Origin of the sequence: Allomesorhizobium aridi (assembly GCF_043769475.1) — a bacterium.
In the GTDB taxonomy this organism is placed as follows: Bacteria; Pseudomonadota; Alphaproteobacteria; order Rhizobiales; family Rhizobiaceae; genus Allomesorhizobium.
Map to the genome: position 1 here is coordinate 2107699 of NZ_CP171729.1, position 18309 is coordinate 2126007.

Annotated in this window: 14 protein-coding genes and 2 pseudogenes; 8 read left to right on the forward strand and 8 right to left on the reverse strand. The window is 62.4% G+C overall.

Annotated features, from left to right (window positions below; all coding sequences use genetic code 11):
• The first annotated feature begins 71 nt into the window (after window positions 1-71).
• The 5 genes and pseudogenes from ACG873_RS12345 (at window position 72) to ACG873_RS12365 (ending at window position 3882) form a co-directional block, all read left to right on the forward strand.
• Entirely contained in the window at window positions 72-1058 is a 987-nt protein-coding gene (locus ACG873_RS12345; protein ID WP_394892075.1) for a substrate-binding domain-containing protein, read from the forward strand.
• A gap of 199 nt (window positions 1059-1257) precedes the next feature.
• A pseudogene (locus tag ACG873_RS12350) lies at window positions 1258-1476 on the forward strand (TRAP transporter small permease); the annotation flags it as partial.
• A 180-nt stretch (window positions 1477-1656) separates the two neighbouring features.
• Window positions 1657-2958, forward strand: coding sequence for a TRAP transporter large permease (locus tag ACG873_RS12355; RefSeq protein WP_394893474.1), 1302 nt, complete (start codon window positions 1657-1659; stop codon window positions 2956-2958).
• Window position 2959: 1 nt separating this feature from the next.
• Window positions 2960-3394: a type II 3-dehydroquinate dehydratase gene (locus tag ACG873_RS12360; RefSeq protein ID WP_394892076.1), complete on the forward strand. Its 435-nt coding sequence runs from the start codon at window positions 2960-2962 to the stop codon at window positions 3392-3394.
• 251 nt (window positions 3395-3645) lie between these two features.
• On the forward strand, window positions 3646-3882 hold the full coding sequence (locus tag ACG873_RS12365; RefSeq protein ID WP_394892077.1) for a hypothetical protein: 237 nt from the start codon (window positions 3646-3648) through the stop codon (window positions 3880-3882).
• A 192-nt stretch (window positions 3883-4074) separates the two neighbouring features.
• On the opposite strand, the gene ACG873_RS12370 is transcribed toward ACG873_RS12365, so the two are convergent.
• Both ACG873_RS12370 and ACG873_RS12375 read right to left on the reverse strand, forming a co-directional pair.
• Window positions 4075-4458: a hypothetical protein gene (locus ACG873_RS12370; protein WP_394892079.1), complete on the reverse strand. Its 384-nt coding sequence runs from the start codon at window positions 4456-4458 to the stop codon at window positions 4075-4077.
• A 166-nt stretch (window positions 4459-4624) separates the two neighbouring features.
• Window positions 4625-5032: a GFA family protein gene (locus ACG873_RS12375; protein WP_394892081.1), complete on the reverse strand. Its 408-nt coding sequence runs from the start codon at window positions 5030-5032 to the stop codon at window positions 4625-4627.
• Between the two features lie 132 nt (window positions 5033-5164).
• On the opposite strand from ACG873_RS12375, the gene ACG873_RS12380 reads away from it, so the two are divergent.
• The gene (locus ACG873_RS12380; protein ID WP_394892082.1) at window positions 5165-5938 is read left to right on the forward strand and encodes an NAD kinase; all 774 of its coding nucleotides are present in this window, start codon (window positions 5165-5167) and stop codon (window positions 5936-5938) included.
• Between the two features lie 256 nt (window positions 5939-6194).
• A complete protein-coding gene (locus tag ACG873_RS12385; RefSeq protein WP_394892084.1) occupies window positions 6195-7766 on the forward strand; it encodes a DEAD/DEAH box helicase in 1572 nt (523 codons plus the stop codon).
• Between the two features lie 98 nt (window positions 7767-7864).
• On the opposite strand, the gene ACG873_RS12390 is transcribed toward ACG873_RS12385, so the two are convergent.
• From ACG873_RS12390 to ACG873_RS12415, 6 genes and pseudogenes are all read right to left on the reverse strand, one after another.
• Window positions 7865-8521, reverse strand: coding sequence for an OmpA family protein (locus ACG873_RS12390; protein ID WP_394892085.1), 657 nt, complete (start codon window positions 8519-8521; stop codon window positions 7865-7867).
• A gap of 111 nt (window positions 8522-8632) precedes the next feature.
• Complete coding sequence (locus ACG873_RS12395) at window positions 8633-9001, reverse strand: GFA family protein (RefSeq protein WP_394892086.1); 369 nt, start codon at window positions 8999-9001, stop codon at window positions 8633-8635.
• Window positions 9002-9087: 86 nt separating this feature from the next.
• Window positions 9088-9435 (reverse strand): hypothetical protein, encoded by a 348-nt coding sequence (locus ACG873_RS12400; protein WP_394892087.1) that lies wholly within the window; start codon window positions 9433-9435, stop codon window positions 9088-9090.
• Between the two features lie 200 nt (window positions 9436-9635).
• Window positions 9636-10767, reverse strand: a protein-coding gene (prfB, locus tag ACG873_RS12405; RefSeq protein WP_394892089.1) for a peptide chain release factor 2 whose coding sequence is annotated in 2 segments (ribosomal slippage) — window positions 9636-10700 and window positions 10702-10767 — 1131 coding nt in all. Because the reading frame shifts where the segments join, the coding sequence is not laid out codon by codon here.
• 123 nt (window positions 10768-10890) lie between these two features.
• The gene (locus ACG873_RS12410; RefSeq protein WP_394892091.1) at window positions 10891-13326 is read right to left on the reverse strand and encodes a penicillin-binding protein 1A; all 2436 of its coding nucleotides are present in this window, start codon (window positions 13324-13326) and stop codon (window positions 10891-10893) included.
• Between the two features lie 217 nt (window positions 13327-13543).
• A pseudogene (locus ACG873_RS12415) lies at window positions 13544-14726 on the reverse strand (N-acetylmuramoyl-L-alanine amidase).
• Window positions 14727-15441: 715 nt separating this feature from the next.
• Here ACG873_RS12415 and ACG873_RS12420 point away from each other — a divergent pair.
• On the forward strand, window positions 15442-18255 hold the full coding sequence (locus ACG873_RS12420) for a ribonuclease E/G (protein WP_394892092.1): 2814 nt from the start codon (window positions 15442-15444) through the stop codon (window positions 18253-18255).
• Window positions 18256-18309 lie beyond the last annotated feature (54 nt).

The following is an 18309-nucleotide window of genomic DNA, read 5'->3' on the forward strand; positions in this document are numbered from 1 at the left end:
ATCCAAGCCTTGGCCAGCCGACGCCCTGGACAAGATCCGCGCACGTTTAGTTCCAACAGGGAGGAAACCTCATGAACATGCATTCGACGCGCCGCCAGTTTCTGGCGGGAACCGCTGTGGCCGGGGCACTCGTCGCATTCCCCGCTCTGGCCCAGGACAAGCCGAAGCTGCGGTTTTCGGCAGTGTTCTCGGAGCAGGACATCCGCGCCGAGATGATGAAGATGTTCGCCGATGCCATCAAGGACGACTTCGCCTTTGAAGGATATTACGGCGGCAACCTGTTCAAACAGGGTACCGAACTCGTCGCGATCCAGCGCGGCAATCTCGAGATGGGCAACATCGCACCGCAGGACATTTCCAAGCAGATCCCTGCCTGGTCGATCGTGACGGCCGGCTACCTGTTCCGTGACGCAGCTCACGTGAAGGCCTTCTTCGCCAGCGAGGCCGGCACCGAGTTGAAGAAGATGACCGAGGACGAGCTCGGGGTGAAGGTGCTCGGCCCGACATATTTTGGCGTCCGCCAGGTCGGTCTAAAGCCCGACAAGGAGATCAAGACGCCCGCCGACATGGTCGGCATCAAGCTGCGCATGCCCGGCGGCGACGCCTGGCAATTCCTCGGCGAGGCGCTGGGCGCCAACCCGACGCCGATGGCCTATGCCGAAGTCTACACCGGCCTTCAGACGGGCGCGATCGACGGTCAGGACAATCCGCTGCCCAACGTAGAGAACATGAAGTTCTATGAGGTGATGTCGCAGATCGTGCTCACCTCGCACCTTGTCGGCTTCGATCTGCTCGCCGTGTCGAAGAAGGCGTGGGACGAGATGGGCGCTGAGAAGCAGGCCAAATTCCAGGCCGCGGCCGACGCGGCGATCGACTTCTCGACGGACAAGCACCTGACGCGCGAAAAGGAACTGGTCGAAACGTTCAAGGGTAACGGACTGAAGATCTACGAGCCCGACGTCGCGGCCTTCCGTAAGCACGTGCAGGAGAAGTACCTTGCTTCCGACCTCGCCAAGGATTGGCCGGCCGGCATGGTGGACAAGATCAACGCGCTCTGAAGTCCATCGAACACGAACCGCCGGCTTTCATGGCCGGCGGTTTCGTCTGTTTGGTGCACAGCTGCCCCCGGGAGACCCACCGATGCTTGAACGCGCGCGACCCATCGCCGGCTGGCTCTACCGGCGAGGTGAAAACCTCATCGCCATCATGATCGGGGTGATGTTCTGCGCCTTTCTTCTGCAGGTTCTGTTCCGCTACATGCTGAACTGGCCGACCGGTTGGAGCAACGAACTTACCGTCGTCTTGTGGATCTGGGTCGTGCTCTTCGGGGCCGCCTTCGTGGTGCGCGAGGAAGAGGAAATCAGGTTCGACCTGGTCTATGGCGCCGTCGGCCAACGCGCGCGGCGCGTCATGACCGTTGTTTCCGCCGTAGCTCTCATCACCATCTACGGCTACTCCTTTCCGGCCGTCTTCGACTACGTCACGTTTATGAAGGTCGAAAGCACGGCCTATCTGAAGATCTCGCTTCGACTGGTTGTTCTCGATCTACATCGTCTTTGTCGTCGCGACTATCGCTCGCTACCTATGGCTGGCTTGGCAAGCGCTAAAGGGGCCTGCTCCCGAGGACTTCGACCCGACCAAGGCGAGTTCCGGCGTATGATGTTGCTTGACCCGTTTGCCCTGTCGCTGATTTCCATTGTCGCGCTCGCGCTGCTGGGGCTGCCGATCGGCCACGCGATGATTGCCTCGTCGATCCTTTATCTTTGGCTGGCCGGGCTCGACATGGGTACAGCCGCGGAGCAGATCCTCAACAGCCTCTATACCGGCTATCTCCTCCTCGCGGTTCCCATGTTCATTCTCGCGGCCGAGATCATGAATGCCGGCACAATGACCGAGCGGCTCCTGCATTTCTGCAATGCCGTCGTGGGACGCTTCCGCGGTGGTCTCGCCCAGGTCAACGTACTGCAATCCCTTATATTCGCTGGCATGTCCGGCTCGGCGATCGCCGATGCCGCGGGCACGGGGCGGATGATGCAGAAGCTGATGACCAAGGATGACAAATACCCGGCGAGCTATGCGGCGGCGCTGACCGCCGCAACGGCCGTGATCGGTCCGATCATCCCGCCATCGATCCCGCTCGTCATCTATGCCCTTGTGTCAGATGCCTCTATCGGCTTCCTGTTTATTGCCGGTATCGTTCCCGGCCTGCTCCTGGCTTTCGGGCAGATGTCGATCGTCGCAATAGACGCTCGGCGCAAAAACTTCCCGATCGAGAAGCCGATCCCGCTGCGCAAGCTTCCCGGTCTGACGCTGCGTGCGCTGCCGGCTCTTATGCTGCCGGTGGTTCTGCTGGTCGGCATCCGAGGCGGCGTGATGACACCGACGGAAGCGGCAGGAGTCGCCGCCGGTTACGCGCTCCTAATTTCGATCATCATCTATCGCAGCGTCACGGCATCTCAGCTCTATAGCGCCCTGCTGAACAGCGGCCGCACCACCGCCTCGATCGGCATGCTGCTCGCCGGCGCGATGGTGTTCAACTATGTCGTGACGGTAGAGAATATACCCCATTCCCTGTCGGCGCTGCTGATATCATGGGACCTGACGCCGACGCAGTTCCTGGTCATCGTTAACCTGCTCTTGCTTCTCCTTGGGTGCGTTCTCGAAGGAACAACGATCCTGCTAGTGATCGTGCCGGTTCTCATACCGACCGCCAAGGCGCTCGGAATTGATATGGTGCATTTCGGTGTGATGGTCGTGCTCAACATCATGCTTGGGCTGATCACGCCGCCTTACGGCCTGCTCCTTTTTATCATGACGCGCATAGCAGAAGTGCCGCTGCGCGACATTGTCCGCGACGTGATGCCTTTCCTCTTCGTCATGCTCATAGCGCTGGCAATCGTCACGTTCGCACCTGACACGGTGCTCTTCCTTCCCCGCCTTCTCGGATACCAAGGTTAACATGAAACCGATCTTTATCCTCAACGGCCCCAACCTGAATCGCCTCGGCAAGCGCGAGCCGGAGATCTACGGCACGACGACGCTGGCCGAAGTCGAAGCGATTTGTTTTGATGCTGCCGGCGACCGCCCGGTCCGCTTCCATCAGACCAATGCCGAGCATCAGCTCGTCGACTGGGTCCATGAGGCAATCGACGACGGCGCGGGCATCCTGATAAATCCCGCCGGCCTCAGCTTCCGTTCGATCCCGCTGCTCGATTCTCTGAAGATGTTCCCTGGCCCAATCCTGGAGTTCCACATCTCGAACATCCATCGCCGCGAGGAAATCTATCAGCACTCGCTTGTGTCCAAGATCGCCACGGCGGTGATGGCCGGACTTGGTCCACGCGGCTATGCGCACGGGGTGCGAGCGTTGATTGATTTGATTGACCAGAATTGACGATGACCTTGATCGCGATGGTCTCGACCAGCCGTCGTCGGCGAGAAACTGGCGATTATCGCGGCGGCCGGTTTCGACGGTGTAAGCGCAAAGACGATCTCGCGTATGGCTGATGCCAGGTGCATGGGCGGATGCCGCCGCGATTGGGAGGAGTTTCATGACACGCGCAGTCGGACTAATGCCGAGGGCAGTTTTATCGATTTCGTCTGCTCGCGAAGGCGTGGCGCTGGGCAAAGACGGGTAAGTCGACCATGGCACTTTTAGGAGATGCAGCAGTCGCCATGTGGTGGAACGTGACGCAAGACCACCAGACCGAATTCCACGAATGGCACTCCAAGGAGCATCTCCCGGAACGCCTCAGCATTCCCGGTTTCAATCGCGGCTCGCGGTGGCAACGGGAGAATGGCGGGGACTTCTTCGTTATCTATGAGCTCGCGGCGTACGAGACGCTGGTATCGGAGATCGTGAAAAAGGTGGCAACGCCATAGGTCGAGCGCGGGGAGTTTTGAAAGCATCCCAGCGGCTATGGCCAAAGGCTGCCGGGATGCCATTCAGGGGGCAAAACGCTGAGTTCAATCTGTCCCTTAGAATGCCGTTAGAATGCCGTTAGAATGCCGTTAGAATGCCGTTAGAATGCCGTTAGAATGCCGTTAGAATGCCGTTAGAATGCCAAAAGATGGTTAACGATTTACTGCGGAGCGTGACCGTCCGTCGCCTTCAAACCCGGCATAGGGAACGAGCGGCGGTTTCGGCTGGGGAACTTCCCCATTTGTGTTGGGGAAGTCGGCTTCGCAATTTTTCTTCTGGCCGGTCGGCAGGGTGGCCGGTTTCGCCAAGGCGACCAGACCGGCATTAAGCAGGCACAGCAAGGCCTGCTGTCGGCTTTCATGCTGGGCTGTGTGCCGGAACTCGCTGATCTTCTGATACGTCGTCAACGAAACCGAGATACGCAGGCTGATCTTCGGCGACTTGGCCTTACGCTGGTCGGGATGACGGGCGGCTTGCGGCATCGGGCGATTATGCCACGAGGAGCGAGGGCGGAAAAGCCGCAGCACCGTGGCCACGGCCCGCCTACGGCGCAGTTCCCCGTGGCCACGCCGTGGCCACGTTAGGCGGATTTGCGAAACAACCCTTTGAAATTGCTACTCGCGAGCGCGACTTCCCGCGGTTTTGTAAACCGAAGGTCGGCGGTTCGATTCCGTCCGGGGGCACCAGCACCCCGCCCGCGCGTCACCCATCCTTCTCGACAGCCTCAATCTCATTCAGGCCGGGCAGCCAGTGCAGCGCCGACCTGTGCCAGACCTGGCGCGACGGTACCAGTTGGTCGCGTTGCTTGGCCGTACCAACACGCACGCCATAAACCTTCGGCCCTTCGCCAACCGACGTCGCATAGATCGGCGTGCCGCATTCGGGACAAAATGCCTGGGCGCGCTTTGCGCCGCTTTCGGCCGTCTTTATATAGCTTTTAGGCTCCGCGGCAGTCAGCCTGAACTGGCTTTCAGGTACGGGAACGGTGACGCGGAACGCTGTTCCGGTGAGCACCTGGCAATCCGTGCAATGGCAGATGGTGACCTTTTCCGGGTCGACGGTCGCCTCGTAGCGCACGTGACCGCAATGACATGAACCGTCTATCCTCATGCGCAGTATCTCCTCTCGAGGCACTTCCCGGATGTTAACCGCGAATGCCACTTCGAAGAAAGGGCTCCCTTTGCAGATGGCGGGCCGCATGCTACCCCGCTTGCGGCGTAGCGGGGGCATGGGCCGGGAACGATGAACAAGGCCAGAAACACATTTGCTTTCACCTCCTCGGACGCGGCTGACGCCGAGCAGGCGGCGACGCGCCTTTCCGCCCGCTACGGGCACGTTCCCGTCGACAAGGCCGATGTCATCGTGGCGCTGGGCGGCGATGGATTTCTGCTTCAGACGCTGCGCGAGACGATGGGCACGGGCAAGCAGGTCTACGGCATGAACCGCGGCACGATCGGCTTCCTGATGAACGAATACCATGAAGACGAACTGCCCGAGCGCATTGCCGCCGCAGCCGCAGAGACAATCCGGCCGCTGGAAATGGATACGATCGGCGCCGACGGCTCGACCGCACATGCGCTCGCCATCAACGAGGTGTCGCTGTTTCGCCAATCCTATCAGGCAGCCAAGGTGCGCATCACCATCGACGGCAACATCCGCCTGGAGGAGTTGGTCTGCGACGGTGTGATGGTGGCGACGCCGGCGGGTTCGACGGCATACAACCTCTCCGCCCACGGCCCGATCCTGCCGCTCGATGCGCCGCTGCTCGCGCTGACGCCGGTCAGCCCGTTTCGCCCGCGCCGCTGGCGCGGCGCGCTTGTGTCGAAGAACTCCGTCGTGCGCTTCGACCTGCTGGAGCACAGCAAGCGTCCGGTGAATGCGGTTGCCGACCATACCGAGGTGAAGTCCGTTGTCACTGTCACCGTGCGGGAATCGCGGGATGCAACCGCCACGCTGCTCTTCGACGCCGGCCACTCCTGGAACGAGCGCATCCTGACGGAGCAATTCCGCTACTGAGCGGCGGGCATCCCGATACCGGAAGGCAGAAAGAAAACGGGTGACGCGGCGGAACCATGCCATCCATGTCGCATTAAGCGCTCGAAGGGATAAAACGTGGGCGATTAAGCATAGGAACGCGGCCAATGCTCCAGCAAAGCCGAGTTCGGTTGACAAATCGTGGACTTAGGCATATCGCGATGCAATATCGCAGTCGGCCTCCGTCTGCCGCGGACAATCCCGCCGCGCCCCTAACCAGCCAAAGCAGCCAAGAAACTTGTCCTCAGACAACCAGATCGCTCAAGAAGCGTTGACTTTCGCGGACCTCGGCCTGTCGGCCAAGGTCCTTTCCGCAGTCACCGACGCGGGTTACACCGTGCCGACCCCGATCCAGCTCGGCGCGATTCCGCACGCCTTGCAGGGCAAGGATGTGCTCGGCATCGCCCAGACCGGAACCGGCAAGACGGCCTCCTTCGTCCTGCCGATGCTGACACGGCTCGAAAAGGGTCGCGCCCGCGCCCGGATGCCGCGCACCCTGATCCTCGAGCCGACGCGCGAACTCGCCGCGCAGGTCGAGGAAAATTTCATAAAATATGGCAAGAACAACCGCCTCACCGTCGCCCTTCTGATCGGCGGCGTATCGTTCGAAGACCAGTTGAAGAAATTGGAGCGGGGCGTCGACGTGCTGATAGCGACGCCGGGCCGCCTGCTCGACCATTTCGAACGCGGTAAGCTGCTGCTCACCGGCGTCGAAATTCTCGTCATCGACGAAGCGGACCGGATGCTCGACATGGGCTTCATTCCAGATATCGAGCGCATTGCAAAGTTGATCCCGTTCACGCGTCAGACGCTGTTCTTCTCGGCGACGATGCCGCCGGAAATCACCAAGCTCACCGAGCAGTTCCTGCATGCGCCGGTGCGCGTCGAAGTCTCCAAGGCTGCTTCGAGCAGCACCAACATCACCCAGCGCCTCGTCAAGTCCGGCTCAAAGCCGTGGGACAAGCGCGAGACGCTGCGAAACCTCATCAATGCCGAGGCCGACGGCCTGAAGAACGCAATCATCTTCTGCAACCGCAAGGTCGAGGTCGCCGAACTGTTCCGTTCGCTGGTCAAGTACGATTTTGACGCCGGCGCGCTGCATGGCGACATGGACCAGCGCGCGCGCATGCAGATGCTTTCCAATTTCCGAGACGGCAAGCTGAAGCTGCTTGTTGCATCCGACGTGGCGGCGCGCGGACTGGACATTCCCGAGGTCAGCCACGTCTTCAACTACGACGTGCCGATCCACGCCGAGGATTATGTCCACCGCATCGGCCGCACCGGCCGCGCCGGCCGACTCGGCAAGGCCTTCACCATCGTCACCAAGTCCGACACGAAATATGTCGATGCAATCGAAAGGCTGACCGGCCTGAAGATCGAATGGCATGACGGCGACCTTTCGACCGTGGTGGCGTCGGAAGGCGAGGACGAGGCGCCGCGCCGCGGGCGCGGAGCCGGCGCGCCCCGCCGAAGCGGACGCAAGGACGACGCCGAGCGCAGACCACGCGGCGAACGCAGCCCGCGCTCCGCGGAGCCGAAGCCTGCCGAGGAAAAGGCGCAGCACCACCCGGAATTGCGTGCGGAGCCGGTAACCGCGGCCAATGACGAGCGCCCTGCTCGCCGGGACGCGATCAAGACGGAAAACGCCGAGCGCAAGGCGCGGCCGGAACGCGCGGAGCAGCCACGCGGCGATCGCCAGGAACGTCCGCGCCGCGAGGATCGCAACCGCCGGCCCCAGGAAGATAATGATGGAACGGTCGGATTCGGCGACGACATGCCGGCCTTCATGCGGGTCGCCGGCAAGGTCTGATTTATCCCTGGCGTCAATCCGCCGATCATGAATGCAAAAGACCCGCTGCGATCGCAGCGGGTCTTTTTTCAGGCGAAATTTCGTCGCGGAGCGCGAAATCAGGTCAACGGGGAAAGCTGGATTTCCACGCGGCGATTCTGCGCCCTTCCCTCGGTCGTGGCGTTCGAGGCGATCGGCCTCGTCTTGCCGAAACCGGTCACCGCGAAGCGTCGCGAATCGACGCCCTGGGCGCTCAGATAATTGGCGACCGACAGCGCGCGGCGCTGCGACAGGTCGAGATTGTGCTCGGCGCTGCCGGTGGAATCGGTGTGCCCAAACACGTCGACAATCGTCTGCTGATACCTGTTGAGGACCAGGGCGACCGAGTTCAGGGTCTGGTAGAAACCCGGCTTGATCGCATCCTGATCGATGCCGAAGGTGATGTCGGACGGCATGTTGAGGATGATCTGGTCGCCGGCGCGTGTGACGCTGACGCCGGTACCCTGGAGTTGCGCCCTGAGGTCAGCTTCGTTGCGGTCCATCGTCGCGCCGATCGCGCCGCCTGCCAGCGCACCGACGCCGGCCCCGATCAGGACCGCATTGCGCTGAGCCGTCCTGCTGCCGCCGACCGCCATGCCAGCCAGCGCGCCGAGGCCCGCGCCCAAGGCTGCACCGCCCGCGGTGTTGGAAACCTTCTGCTCGCCCGTATAGGGGTCTGTCGTGCACGCACCAAGAAACGCCGTCGCGACCAGCGCGGCAATCCATTTTCTGCTCATTCGGTAGTCCCTCTCCTGATCGTTCCCACAGGCTCGCGAGTCGCGCCTTCGGATTGCTTGTAGCAGGAAATGCGGCAAAAAGCGGTCGGGACAGGGTCGGCAAAAAGTCGGCTACCACAGATTCTTGCCGTCGATGACAACCACTTCGACGGCATCCAAATCGAAATCGTCGAACAGGCGCGAATTGACGCTGATCCTGGGATTGTCGAAATCGGGTTCGCCCGTACTGAAATCCGGCGTTTCAGTAAAGGTGCCGCAGCCGCACACCGCGCAAAAGCCGTGCTTCACGGTCCTGGAGCCCCATTGATAGATCGAAACGTTTTCCGGCGGCGTCAGCAGCTTGAACTGGCTGGGCACATAGTAGGCCCACAGCGAACCTCGTTTCGAGCAGAACGAACAGGTGCAGAAAGTGACGGTCCGCGGCGCTTCGCTGACCTCAAACATCGTCGCCTTGCAATGGCAGCTTCCGGTGAGCGCCATGTCGCCTCCTTCCGATCGATCGGCCAGCGGCTTCAGCCGACCATAATCGGCCCGTCCTGACAAGCTTCCACCAGGAGGAAAGGCGATCAGAAGGAGCGAGGCGGAACGAACAGACAGATGGTCCTGCCGTCACTGGCGCCGGCGACCGAACACCAGTGGAACTGGCCGTCGGGCGAATTTTTCAGCCGTCCATCGGAGTATCTGACCACCTCGCCGGTGCCTTCTATGACATAGCCTTCGGGCCGCTCGCTGATCGCCTTTCCAGGTACTTCGCGGCAATCGTAGCCGGAGCAGCAGGAGAAGGGATAGCTCCAGCCTTGCGGCCGGGCAGCCGTAGGAATCGCGTCATGCGCGAAGGACGGCACCGAGGTGAGAACGAGAAACGCCACGCCAGCGAAGCCGGCATGCAGGGAGGAAGGGGTCGAGCGAAACATGGCTGTTTTCCACAGTTGCCTCCTCCCAGAAGCTTGCACTGCATGAACCACCAGAGCTTGCGCCTGTGTGGTTACCGACAGCTTAACGCCGTTCCGGCGATCCGGTTCCATCGGCCGGCAGCCAAGCGTCGATCAGGCGGTTTCGGCCATGAAAGCAGGCGCATCCAGAGCCGCCGACGGCGGACGCTGGACGGAAGAGATCAATCGATGTCCGCCACGGGCTGCCCTGCCCCGCCCTCAATCCGTTGCGACAACGACGCTTCCATGAAGTCATCCAGGTCGCCGTCGAGGACGGCGGAGGGGCTGGTGCTTTCCACTCCGGTGCGCAAATCCTTCACCAACTGATATGGCTGCAGGACATAGGAGCGGATCTGATGGCCCCAGCCGATTTCAGTCTTGGCGGCCTCGGTCGCGTTTGCCGCGGCCTCGCGTTTCTTCAGCTCTTCCTCGTAAAGCCTCGAACGCAGCATCTCCCACGCCTTGGCCTTGTTCTTGTGCTGCGAGCGCTCGGCCTGACACGCGACCGCGATGCCGGTCGCGAGATGCGTGATGCGCACAGCGGAGTCGGTGGTGTTGATATGCTGGCCACCCGAGCCCGACGCTCGGTAGGTGTCGATACGCACATCGGATTCGCTGACGTCGATGTCGATGGAATCGTCGATGACCGGATAGACCCAGACGCTTGCGAACGAAGTGTGCCGGCGGGCGTTCGAGTCATAGGGTGAAATGCGCACCAGCCGGTGGACGCCGGATTCGGTCTTCAGCCAGCCATAGGCGTTGTGGCCCTTGATCAGCAGGGTGGCGGACTTGATGCCCGCCTCCTCGCCGTCGTGGACTTCAAGCACCTCGACCTTGAAGCGCCGCCGTTCCGCCCAGCGCGTGTACATGCGCAGCAACATCGACGCCCAGTCCTGGCTCTCGGTGCCGCCTGCGCCGGCGTGGACTTCGAGATAGGTGTCGTTGGCGTCGGCCTCTCCCGAAAGCAGCGTCTCGATCTGGCGGGCCTTGATCTCGCCGGATAGCGATCGGATCGCAGCTTCCGCCTCGGCGACGATACCGGCGTCGCCCTCTTCCTCGCCCATTTCAATGAGATCGACATTGTCGGCGAGCGCCTGCGACAGCCTTTTTACCGACGCGATCCCGTCATCGAGGCCTTGGCGTTCGCGCATCAGCTTCTGCGCTTCCTGGGGGTCGTTCCAGAGGCTCGAATCCTCCGCGCGCATGTTGAGGTATTCGAGACGTTTCAGGGCCTCGTCCCAGTCAAAGATGCCTCCTCAGCAGGCTTATGGCCTGCTTGATTTCGTCGACGAGCTTTTCCGTTTCTGCGCGCATGGCAGGCTTTTGTCCTGATGTGATGGTGGTTCCGGGTCGGCGCGGACCATAGGGAGACGGCCTCGGCCTGTAAAGCAAAATGGACCCGCGAAGGCGGGTCCATTTTCTCGATGGCGGGCGCGGTCAGTAGAGGCCGCCGCCGCCGGTCTGGATGGCCTTGTTGGCCTGCGGCGAGAGCGCTTCGGCTGAGATCGAACCTTCGCCCATGCCGATAACCCAGTAGCTGTCGGCGGGACCTGTGCCAGGCTTGAAGGCCTCCATGATGGTCCCCGGCTCGCCTTCGCCCGCCTGCATGCCGGTCTTGCGGTTGATGGCGATGAGTTTCATGCCCTCCGGCACCTGGAATTTGGCCGGCGGCACATCCTTGAGCACTTCGGCCATGAATTCCTTAAAGATCGGCGCCGCAAGACCGCCGCCGGTCGAGCCTTTGCCCAAGGTTTTCGGCTGATCGAATCCCATATATAGGCCTACCACCAGATTGGGCGTGTAGCCCATGAACCAGGTGTCTTTCTCGTCATTGGTCGTGCCGGTTTTGCCGGCGATCGGACGGCCGAGTTCCGAGATTGTCACGGCGGTGCCGCGGGTGACGACGCCCTCCATCATCGACGTGATCTGGTAAGCGGTCATCGGATCGAGCACCTGCTCGGCATTGTCGATCAGCTCTGGCTCGGCCTGTTCGGCCCATTCATCCGCCACGCAGCTTTCGCAGCCGCGTTCGTCATGCTTGAACACCGTCTTGCCGTAGCGGTCCTGGATCCGGTCGATGAGCGACGGCTTGATCTGCCGGCCACCATTGGCCATTACGGAATAGGCCGAGACCATGCGCATGACCGTGGTCTCACCAGAGCCGAGCGACATCGCTATGTGGGGCGGCAGCTTATCGTAGACGCCGAACCGCTCTGCGTATTCGGATACAATTTTCATGCCCATGTCGTTTGCGAGCCGCACGGTCATCAGGTTTCGCGACCTCTCGATGCCGGCGCGCAACGTTGACGGGCCGGCGGGCTTGCCATCGTAATTCTTCGGCGACCAGACCTCGTTGCCGATCCTGATGGTGATTGGACCGTCCATGATCACGGAGGCAGGCGTGTAGCCATTGTCGAGCGCGGCGGCATAAACGAACGGCTTGAAGGCCGAGCCCGGCTGGCGCATCGCCTGGGTCGCGCGATTGAATTCCGATTGCGAATAGGAGAAGCCGCCGACCATCGCGAGTACGCGGCCGGTATGCGGATCCATGGCCACCATGCCGCCCGACACTTCCGGCGGCTGGCGCAGCATGTAGCCCGCCTCGCCTTCCTTCTTTTCCACAAAGACCACGTCTCCGGGCTTCAGCACCTCGGCCGGTGAGTCGGCCTTGACGCGCTTGCCATCGATGACGTGGCGCATGGCGAAGCTCATGTCCTCCTTGGTCACCGTGGCCTGCTCGCGCTCGTCCTCCAGCGCGCCAGAGGCCTTACGCTTGGGCTGGAGGCCGACGGTCAGGCCGGCATCGGAGCTTTCCAGCACCACGGCGAGCCGCCATTCGGGCACGTCGTCGAGGCGCTTGACCTCGCCGAGCGGCACGGCCCAGTCGCCGGAGATGTCGATCGTCGTGACCGGCCCGCGATAGCCGCGCAGCATGTCGTATTTCATCAGCCCGGCCTGCATGGTCTTGCGCGCGACGAGTTGCATCTTGGGATCTAGCGTGGTGCGGACCGAAAGGCCGCCTTCGTAAAGCGCATCCTCGCCGTAACGAGCGATGATCTCGCGGCGCACTTCCTCGGTAAAATACTCGCCGGCAAACAGGTAGCCTCCGCGCCTGCGGGGGGTGACACCGAGCGGTTCGGCCTTGGATTTTTCGCCTTCCTCGCGGCTGACGTAGCCGTTGGCGACCATCTGGTCGACCACCCAGTTGCGGCGTTCGACCGCGCGGTCGGTATATTTGAACGGATGGTAGTTGGACGGCCCCTTGGGCAAAGCGGCCATGTAGGCGGCTTCCGCGACCGTCAGTTCGCTGACCGCCTTGTCGAAATAAGTGAGCGCGGCCCCGGCGATGCCGTACGAACCCAAGCCGAAGAAAATCTCGTTGAGGTAGAGTTCGAGAATACGATCCTTGGAGTAAGCCTGCTCTATGCGGAAGGACAGGATCGCCTCTTTGACCTTGCGCTCCAGCGACCGCTCGTTGGTCAGGAGGAAGTTTTTTGCGACCTGCTGCGTGATCGTCGAGCCGCCCGTCATCGGCCCGCCTCTCAGATAGACGACCGCGGCGCGGATGATGCCTTCAAGGTCGATGCCGGGATGCGAATAGAAATTCTTGTCTTCCGCAGAAAGGAAGGCAGCCTTGACCCGGTCCGGGATCGCCTGGATGGGCAGGAACAGTCGCCGTTCGCGGGCGAACTCGCCCATCAGCGCGCCGTCCGATGCATGGACCCGCGTCGTGACCGGCGGCTCGTAGCTGGCCAGCACCTCGTAGTTGGGCAGGCCCTTGGTCAGATTGCCGACATAGACTGCCGCGCCACCCGCCACCAAAAGCGCCAGCATCGAGCCGATGCCGAAGAAATAACCGATTAGCCGAATCATGCCCGCTCCAGTCCGAGATCGGGATTTCTCTCCGCAAAAACAGAGACAACCGCAAGTCGCGGAACCATGCCCGATCCGATAGCGTTCAGCCTTGTCGCGCCGATGTGGATAAAATGCGGCAGCATGACGAGGGTCGTGGAAATCTTCGCGATTAAACCACGCGGTGTGGCGTGGACGCAACGCCCGGCGCAACAACCCGTGACGGAAAGCCCGGGAATCATCCGCCCGCCGAGCGGGCCGCGGCAAAGACCGCGATGGCGTTGGAAATGCTTGTCGCCGCCTTGCCGCGCCAGTCGGGATCGCGCAGTTGCGCTTCGTCCTTCGGGTTCGATAGATAGCCGAGTTCGACGAGAACCGACGGCACGTCCGGCGCCTTCAGCACCCTGAAGCCGGCGAGATCGGTGGGGATTGTTGATCAGTCCGACTGTGCTCGACAGTTCGCCGACGAGCGACCGGGCGAAGCGCATGGAGAAGCTGTGCGTTTCCCTGCGGATCAGGTCGACCAGTATGTCGGCAACCTCCTGGTCCTCTCCCTCGATTTCCATACCGGCGAACTGGTCGGACAGGTTTTCGCGGATCGCCAGCGCCTCGGCCTCGGCATCCGACGCCTTGTCGGAGACGGTATAGACCGTCGCTCCCCGAATGCCCTTTACACGGATCGTATCGGCGTGGATCGAGATGAACAGGTCAGCCTGGTGTTGGCGCGCGATTCGCACGCGGTCGTCGAGGCGCAGGAACTCATCCTTCTCCCGGGTCAGATGCACTTCATATTTGCCGCCGGCGGCAAGCTTCGCCTTCAGTTCCAGCGCGAAAGCGAGCGTGATCGCCTTCTCGACCGTGCCGTTGCGGCCTTCGGCGCCACCGTCTATGCCGCCATGGCCGGGGTCGATGACGATGGTGAAGGGGCGCGGCTCGGCGGGGGCCGCCGCCTGGCCGATCCGGTCGCCTTTCGGCGTGGCCACGGTCGAGCCGGTGGTTTCGGATTGCAGGGCGAGCGCGGCGTCGAACTCCCTGTCGGACGCCGCCGCAATGTCGATCACCAGCCGGTATCCGGGCGCATCCTCGTTCTGGAGGACGTCCAGTCTTTCCACGGTGAACGGCCCCTTCGAAGTCAGGATCAGCCGCGACTTGCCTTCTTCGAGATGCCCGTAGCGAACGTCCCTGACCAGGCCGGCCGCCTTCAAATCCTTGGGCTGCAGGGCGAATTTCGTTTCGGAAAGATCGATGACGAGGCGGTGCGGAGCCCTCAGCAGGAACCACGCAGGGTCAGGCTCGCTGTCGAAATTCAGCACAATGCGCATTTGCGAGGCGTCGCCGGCCATCTTGAAGTCGCGCGCCTCCAGCGGCGCGGCCGCCGCACAGGAAATCGTCGCCTGGAACATGATGGCGAGAGCCAGCATCAGGGCGCCGACGGGGCCGCGCAACAGCATATTGCGGCTGGCCTGCTTTGCCCTGACGCCTGCGAAACGCATTCCAGCCACCCTGCTCCTGATTGCCGACGTAAGCGACCGCCCCGGACGCGCGCCCGGTTAGGCCTCAATGACGCTTAACGATTGGTATCCAGATAAGGTTAACCAAGCGTTTTTGTGCTGTGTTTCCGCCGCGGCAGCGCTTTTGCCGGCATCCGAAAACGGGGTTGCTATAAATGCCGTCAAATCATAAAAGCGACATTGGATCACTGCAATGCCCCGAGGCTCGTCGCCTCCGCTTTTCAACCACAGCCAAGGCGACGGAGACGGCTTCAATCGCGAGACGCGATAAGGGCCGAAGGTGATCGCGACGGATTTCGTCGTGGAGTTTGCGGCAACGTGGACCGCGACGTCGAGGAAACGGCCGGAACGACAAACCCGCGCCGGCTCTGTACGAGCAAAAAGCTGGTCCGGTTTTCCGGGCTTTGGTTCAAATGGTTCCGCAAGGTTACGCGATGGCTTCAGGCGCAATCATGGAAAGGTCCGCAGGTTACCGCGCCGGTTCGGCAGCGGGCGGCACCGCCATGGCGTCTCGGCAGCGGCCGGCGGACGTTAATATGTCCGGAATGCGGCGTTTGGCCGGTCAAGGGAGGCTTGTCTCGCCGCCCGTGGGCCCGCTGACCGCATCCGGCGGGAAAAAGAAATAATGCCCAACAAGATGCTAATAGACGCCTCCCACCCGGAGGAAACACGGGTTGTCGTTGTTCACGGTAACCGTATCGAAGAATTCGATTTTGAATCCCAGGACAAAAAGCAGCTCAAAGGAAACATCTATCTCGCCCGCGTCACGCGGGTAGAACCCTCCCTTCAGGCAGCCTTTGTCGAATATGGCGGAAACCGGCACGGTTTCCTGGCCTTCAGCGAAATTCACCCCGACTACTACCAGATTCCGGTCGCGGACCGTCAGGCGCTGCTGCGCGCCGAAGCCGAGGCGGCCGAGGAAGAGAACGACGAGGACGCCGAAGGCGAAGACCGCCACGACCGGAATCGCGGCCGCCGCCGCAGGCGCGGCGGCAAGAACCGAGACCGCGGCGGCGAAGCGCGGGCGGCCGCCGAAAGCGCCGATGACGGCTTCGGCGCAGGCGACGACAACAGCGATGACGACGAAAGCGCGGCCGCCGGCCAGGATGCAGGCGGAGCGGAGACGGAAGTGTCCGAAATTTCGCCGGACGCCGTTCTCGACGACGCAACCAATATTTCAATGGCGGCCACGGCGGACGCTCACGTTGTGTCCGAAGAGATTTCCAAGTCGAGCCTGACCGAAAACGACCGCGGCGGCGTGCTGGAGGATGTGTCCACCTCCAACGGTGACGAGCATGAGGTCGAATCGGTCGGCGCCGAGGATGCGCTCGAGGAAGTCCGCAACCGCCGCAAGCCGGTGCGCCGCCACTACAAGATCCAGGAAGTCATCAAGCGCCGGCAGATCCTTCTGGTGCAGGTGGTCAAGGAAGAGCGCGGCAACAAGGGCGCAGCCCTGACCACATACCTGTCGCTCGCCGGACGCTATTCGGTGCTGATGCCGAACACCGCCCGCGGCGGCGGCATTTCGCGCAAGATCACCAATGTGCAGGATCGCAAGCGCCTGAAGGAAGTGGTGCAGGATCTCGACGTGCCGCAGGGCATGGGCGTCATTCTGCGCACCGCCGGCGAAAGCCGGACCAAGGCCGAGATCAAGCGCGATTACGAATATCTGATGCGTCTCTGGGAAACAGTCAGGACGCTGACGTTGCAGTCAACCGCGCCCGCCCTGGTCTACGAGGAAGGCAGCCTGATCAAGCGCTCGGTGCGCGATCTCTACAACAAGGACATCGACGAGGTCCTGGTCTCGGGCGAGGACGGCTACCGTGAAGCCAAGGACTTCATGCGCATGCTGATGCCGAGCCATGCAAAGGTGGTGCAGCCCTACCGCGACACGACGCCGATCTTCGTGCGCAACGGCATCGAGGCGCAACTCGACCGCATGCTGCAGCCGCAGGTGACGCTGAAGTCAGGCGGCTACATCATCATCAACCAGACCGAGGCGCTGGTTGCGATCGACGTGAACTCCGGGCGCTCCACCAAGGAGCATTCGATCGAGGAAACCGCGCTCCACACCAATCTCGAAGCCGCCGAGGAAGTCGCTCGGCAGCTCCGGCTGCGCGATCTCGCGGGCCTGATCGTCATCGACTTCATCGACATGGAAGAGAACCGCAACAACCGCGCGGTCGAGAAGCGCCTGAAGGATTGCCTCAAGAACGATCGCGCGCGCATCCAGGTCGGCCGCATCTCGCATTTCGGCCTGATGGAGATGTCGCGCCAGCGCATCCGGGCCAGCGTGCTGGAATCGACGATGAAGCCCTGCCCGCATTGTGGTGGAACGGGGCATGTGCGTTCGGAATCGTCCGTGGCGCTGCTGGTGGTCCGGGCCATCGAGGAATTCCTGATCAAGGATCCGCGCAACCACATCTCGGTGCGCACCCCGACCTCGACCGCGCTCTACGTGCTCAACCACAAGCGCAGCACGCTCGCCGAACTGGAGGCCCGGTTCGGCCTGACGATCACGATCGAGATGGACGACACGGTCGGCGCGCAGCATTACGCGATCTTCCGCGGCGCCGTCGCGGAGAAGCCCGTCGGCGGTCCTATTCCCCTGCTCGCCCCGACCTATGACGAGCCGGAAGACGAGATCGTCGAGGAGGAGGAAGAAGAAGTCGCCGAGACTGCGGCCGAGGAACGGCCAGCACAGCCGGCCCAAAGGGCCGAAACCGGCGAGCAGCGCGACCGCAAGCGCCGCAAGCGCCGCAGACGGCGCGGCGGCAAGGATCGCGATCGCGATGCAGCGATGCCCGCCGAAGGTGGACCGACGGAGGGTGTCGCGGCAGCCGACGCCGATGACCAGCATCGCGCGGACGAGGGTGAGGTCGCCGAGCCCGCCGCGGCAACCGATGAAAGCGGCGAAGATGTCGACCGCAAGAAGCGCCGCCGCGGCAAGCGGGGCGGCAAGCGCAACCGGCGCGACGAGGAGGGCATGGAGTCGCCGGAATCGGCCACGCCCGCGGAAGCCGCTCCTGCCGAAGCTTTGGCGGCTCAGGTTGTCGAAGACGCGCCAGTCGTGGCAGCGCCGCTAGGCGAAGAGACGGCGCCTGCCGGGGAAGAGCCGAAGAAAGCACCGCGTCGCGCCGCCAGGCCGAAGAAGGTCAAGGCGGAAGAAATCGCGGAACAGGTGGAGCAACCGGCTGTCGAGCCGGAGCCAGTCGCGGTCCAGCCCGAGGAAAAGCCCAAGAAGCCCCGCGCCTCGCGGCGCAAGGTCGCGGAACCGGCATTGGAAACGCCCGCAGCCGAAGCACCCCAATCCCCGGCTCGAACTCCCAAAGCTCCGGCCGTCAAGCTGGTGTCTTCAACGCCCGAAGGCGAAACCACCGAATCCACCGAGGAAAAGCCGAAGAAGGCCGGCTGGTGGCAGCGAAAGAGCTTTTTCTGACAGGCAGTTAGGCTGATAGCTTAAGGAAAGCCCGCACCGCCAGCCGATGCGGGC

Coding starts and splice junctions, on each gene's coding strand:
- ACG873_RS12345 (WP_394892075.1), top strand. CDS start 72: ATGAACATGCATTCGACGCGCCGCCAGTTTCTGGCGGGAACCGCTGTG.
- ACG873_RS12355 (WP_394893474.1), top strand. CDS start 1,657: ATGATGTTGCTTGACCCGTTTGCCCTGTCGCTGATTTCCATTGTCGCG.
- ACG873_RS12360 (WP_394892076.1), top strand. CDS start 2,960: ATGAAACCGATCTTTATCCTCAACGGCCCCAACCTGAATCGCCTCGGC.
- ACG873_RS12365 (WP_394892077.1), top strand. CDS start 3,646: ATGGCACTTTTAGGAGATGCAGCAGTCGCCATGTGGTGGAACGTGACG.
- ACG873_RS12375 (WP_394892081.1), bottom strand. CDS start 5,032: ATGAGGATAGACGGTTCATGTCATTGCGGTCACGTGCGCTACGAGGCG.
- ACG873_RS12380 (WP_394892082.1), top strand. CDS start 5,165: ATGAACAAGGCCAGAAACACATTTGCTTTCACCTCCTCGGACGCGGCT.
- ACG873_RS12390 (WP_394892085.1), bottom strand. CDS start 8,521: ATGAGCAGAAAATGGATTGCCGCGCTGGTCGCGACGGCGTTTCTTGGT.
- ACG873_RS12395 (WP_394892086.1), bottom strand. CDS start 9,001: ATGGCGCTCACCGGAAGCTGCCATTGCAAGGCGACGATGTTTGAGGTC.
- ACG873_RS12400 (WP_394892087.1), bottom strand. CDS start 9,435: ATGTTTCGCTCGACCCCTTCCTCCCTGCATGCCGGCTTCGCTGGCGTG.
- ACG873_RS12410 (WP_394892091.1), bottom strand. CDS start 13,326: ATGATTCGGCTAATCGGTTATTTCTTCGGCATCGGCTCGATGCTGGCG.
- ACG873_RS12420 (WP_394892092.1), top strand. CDS start 15,442: ATGCCCAACAAGATGCTAATAGACGCCTCCCACCCGGAGGAAACACGG.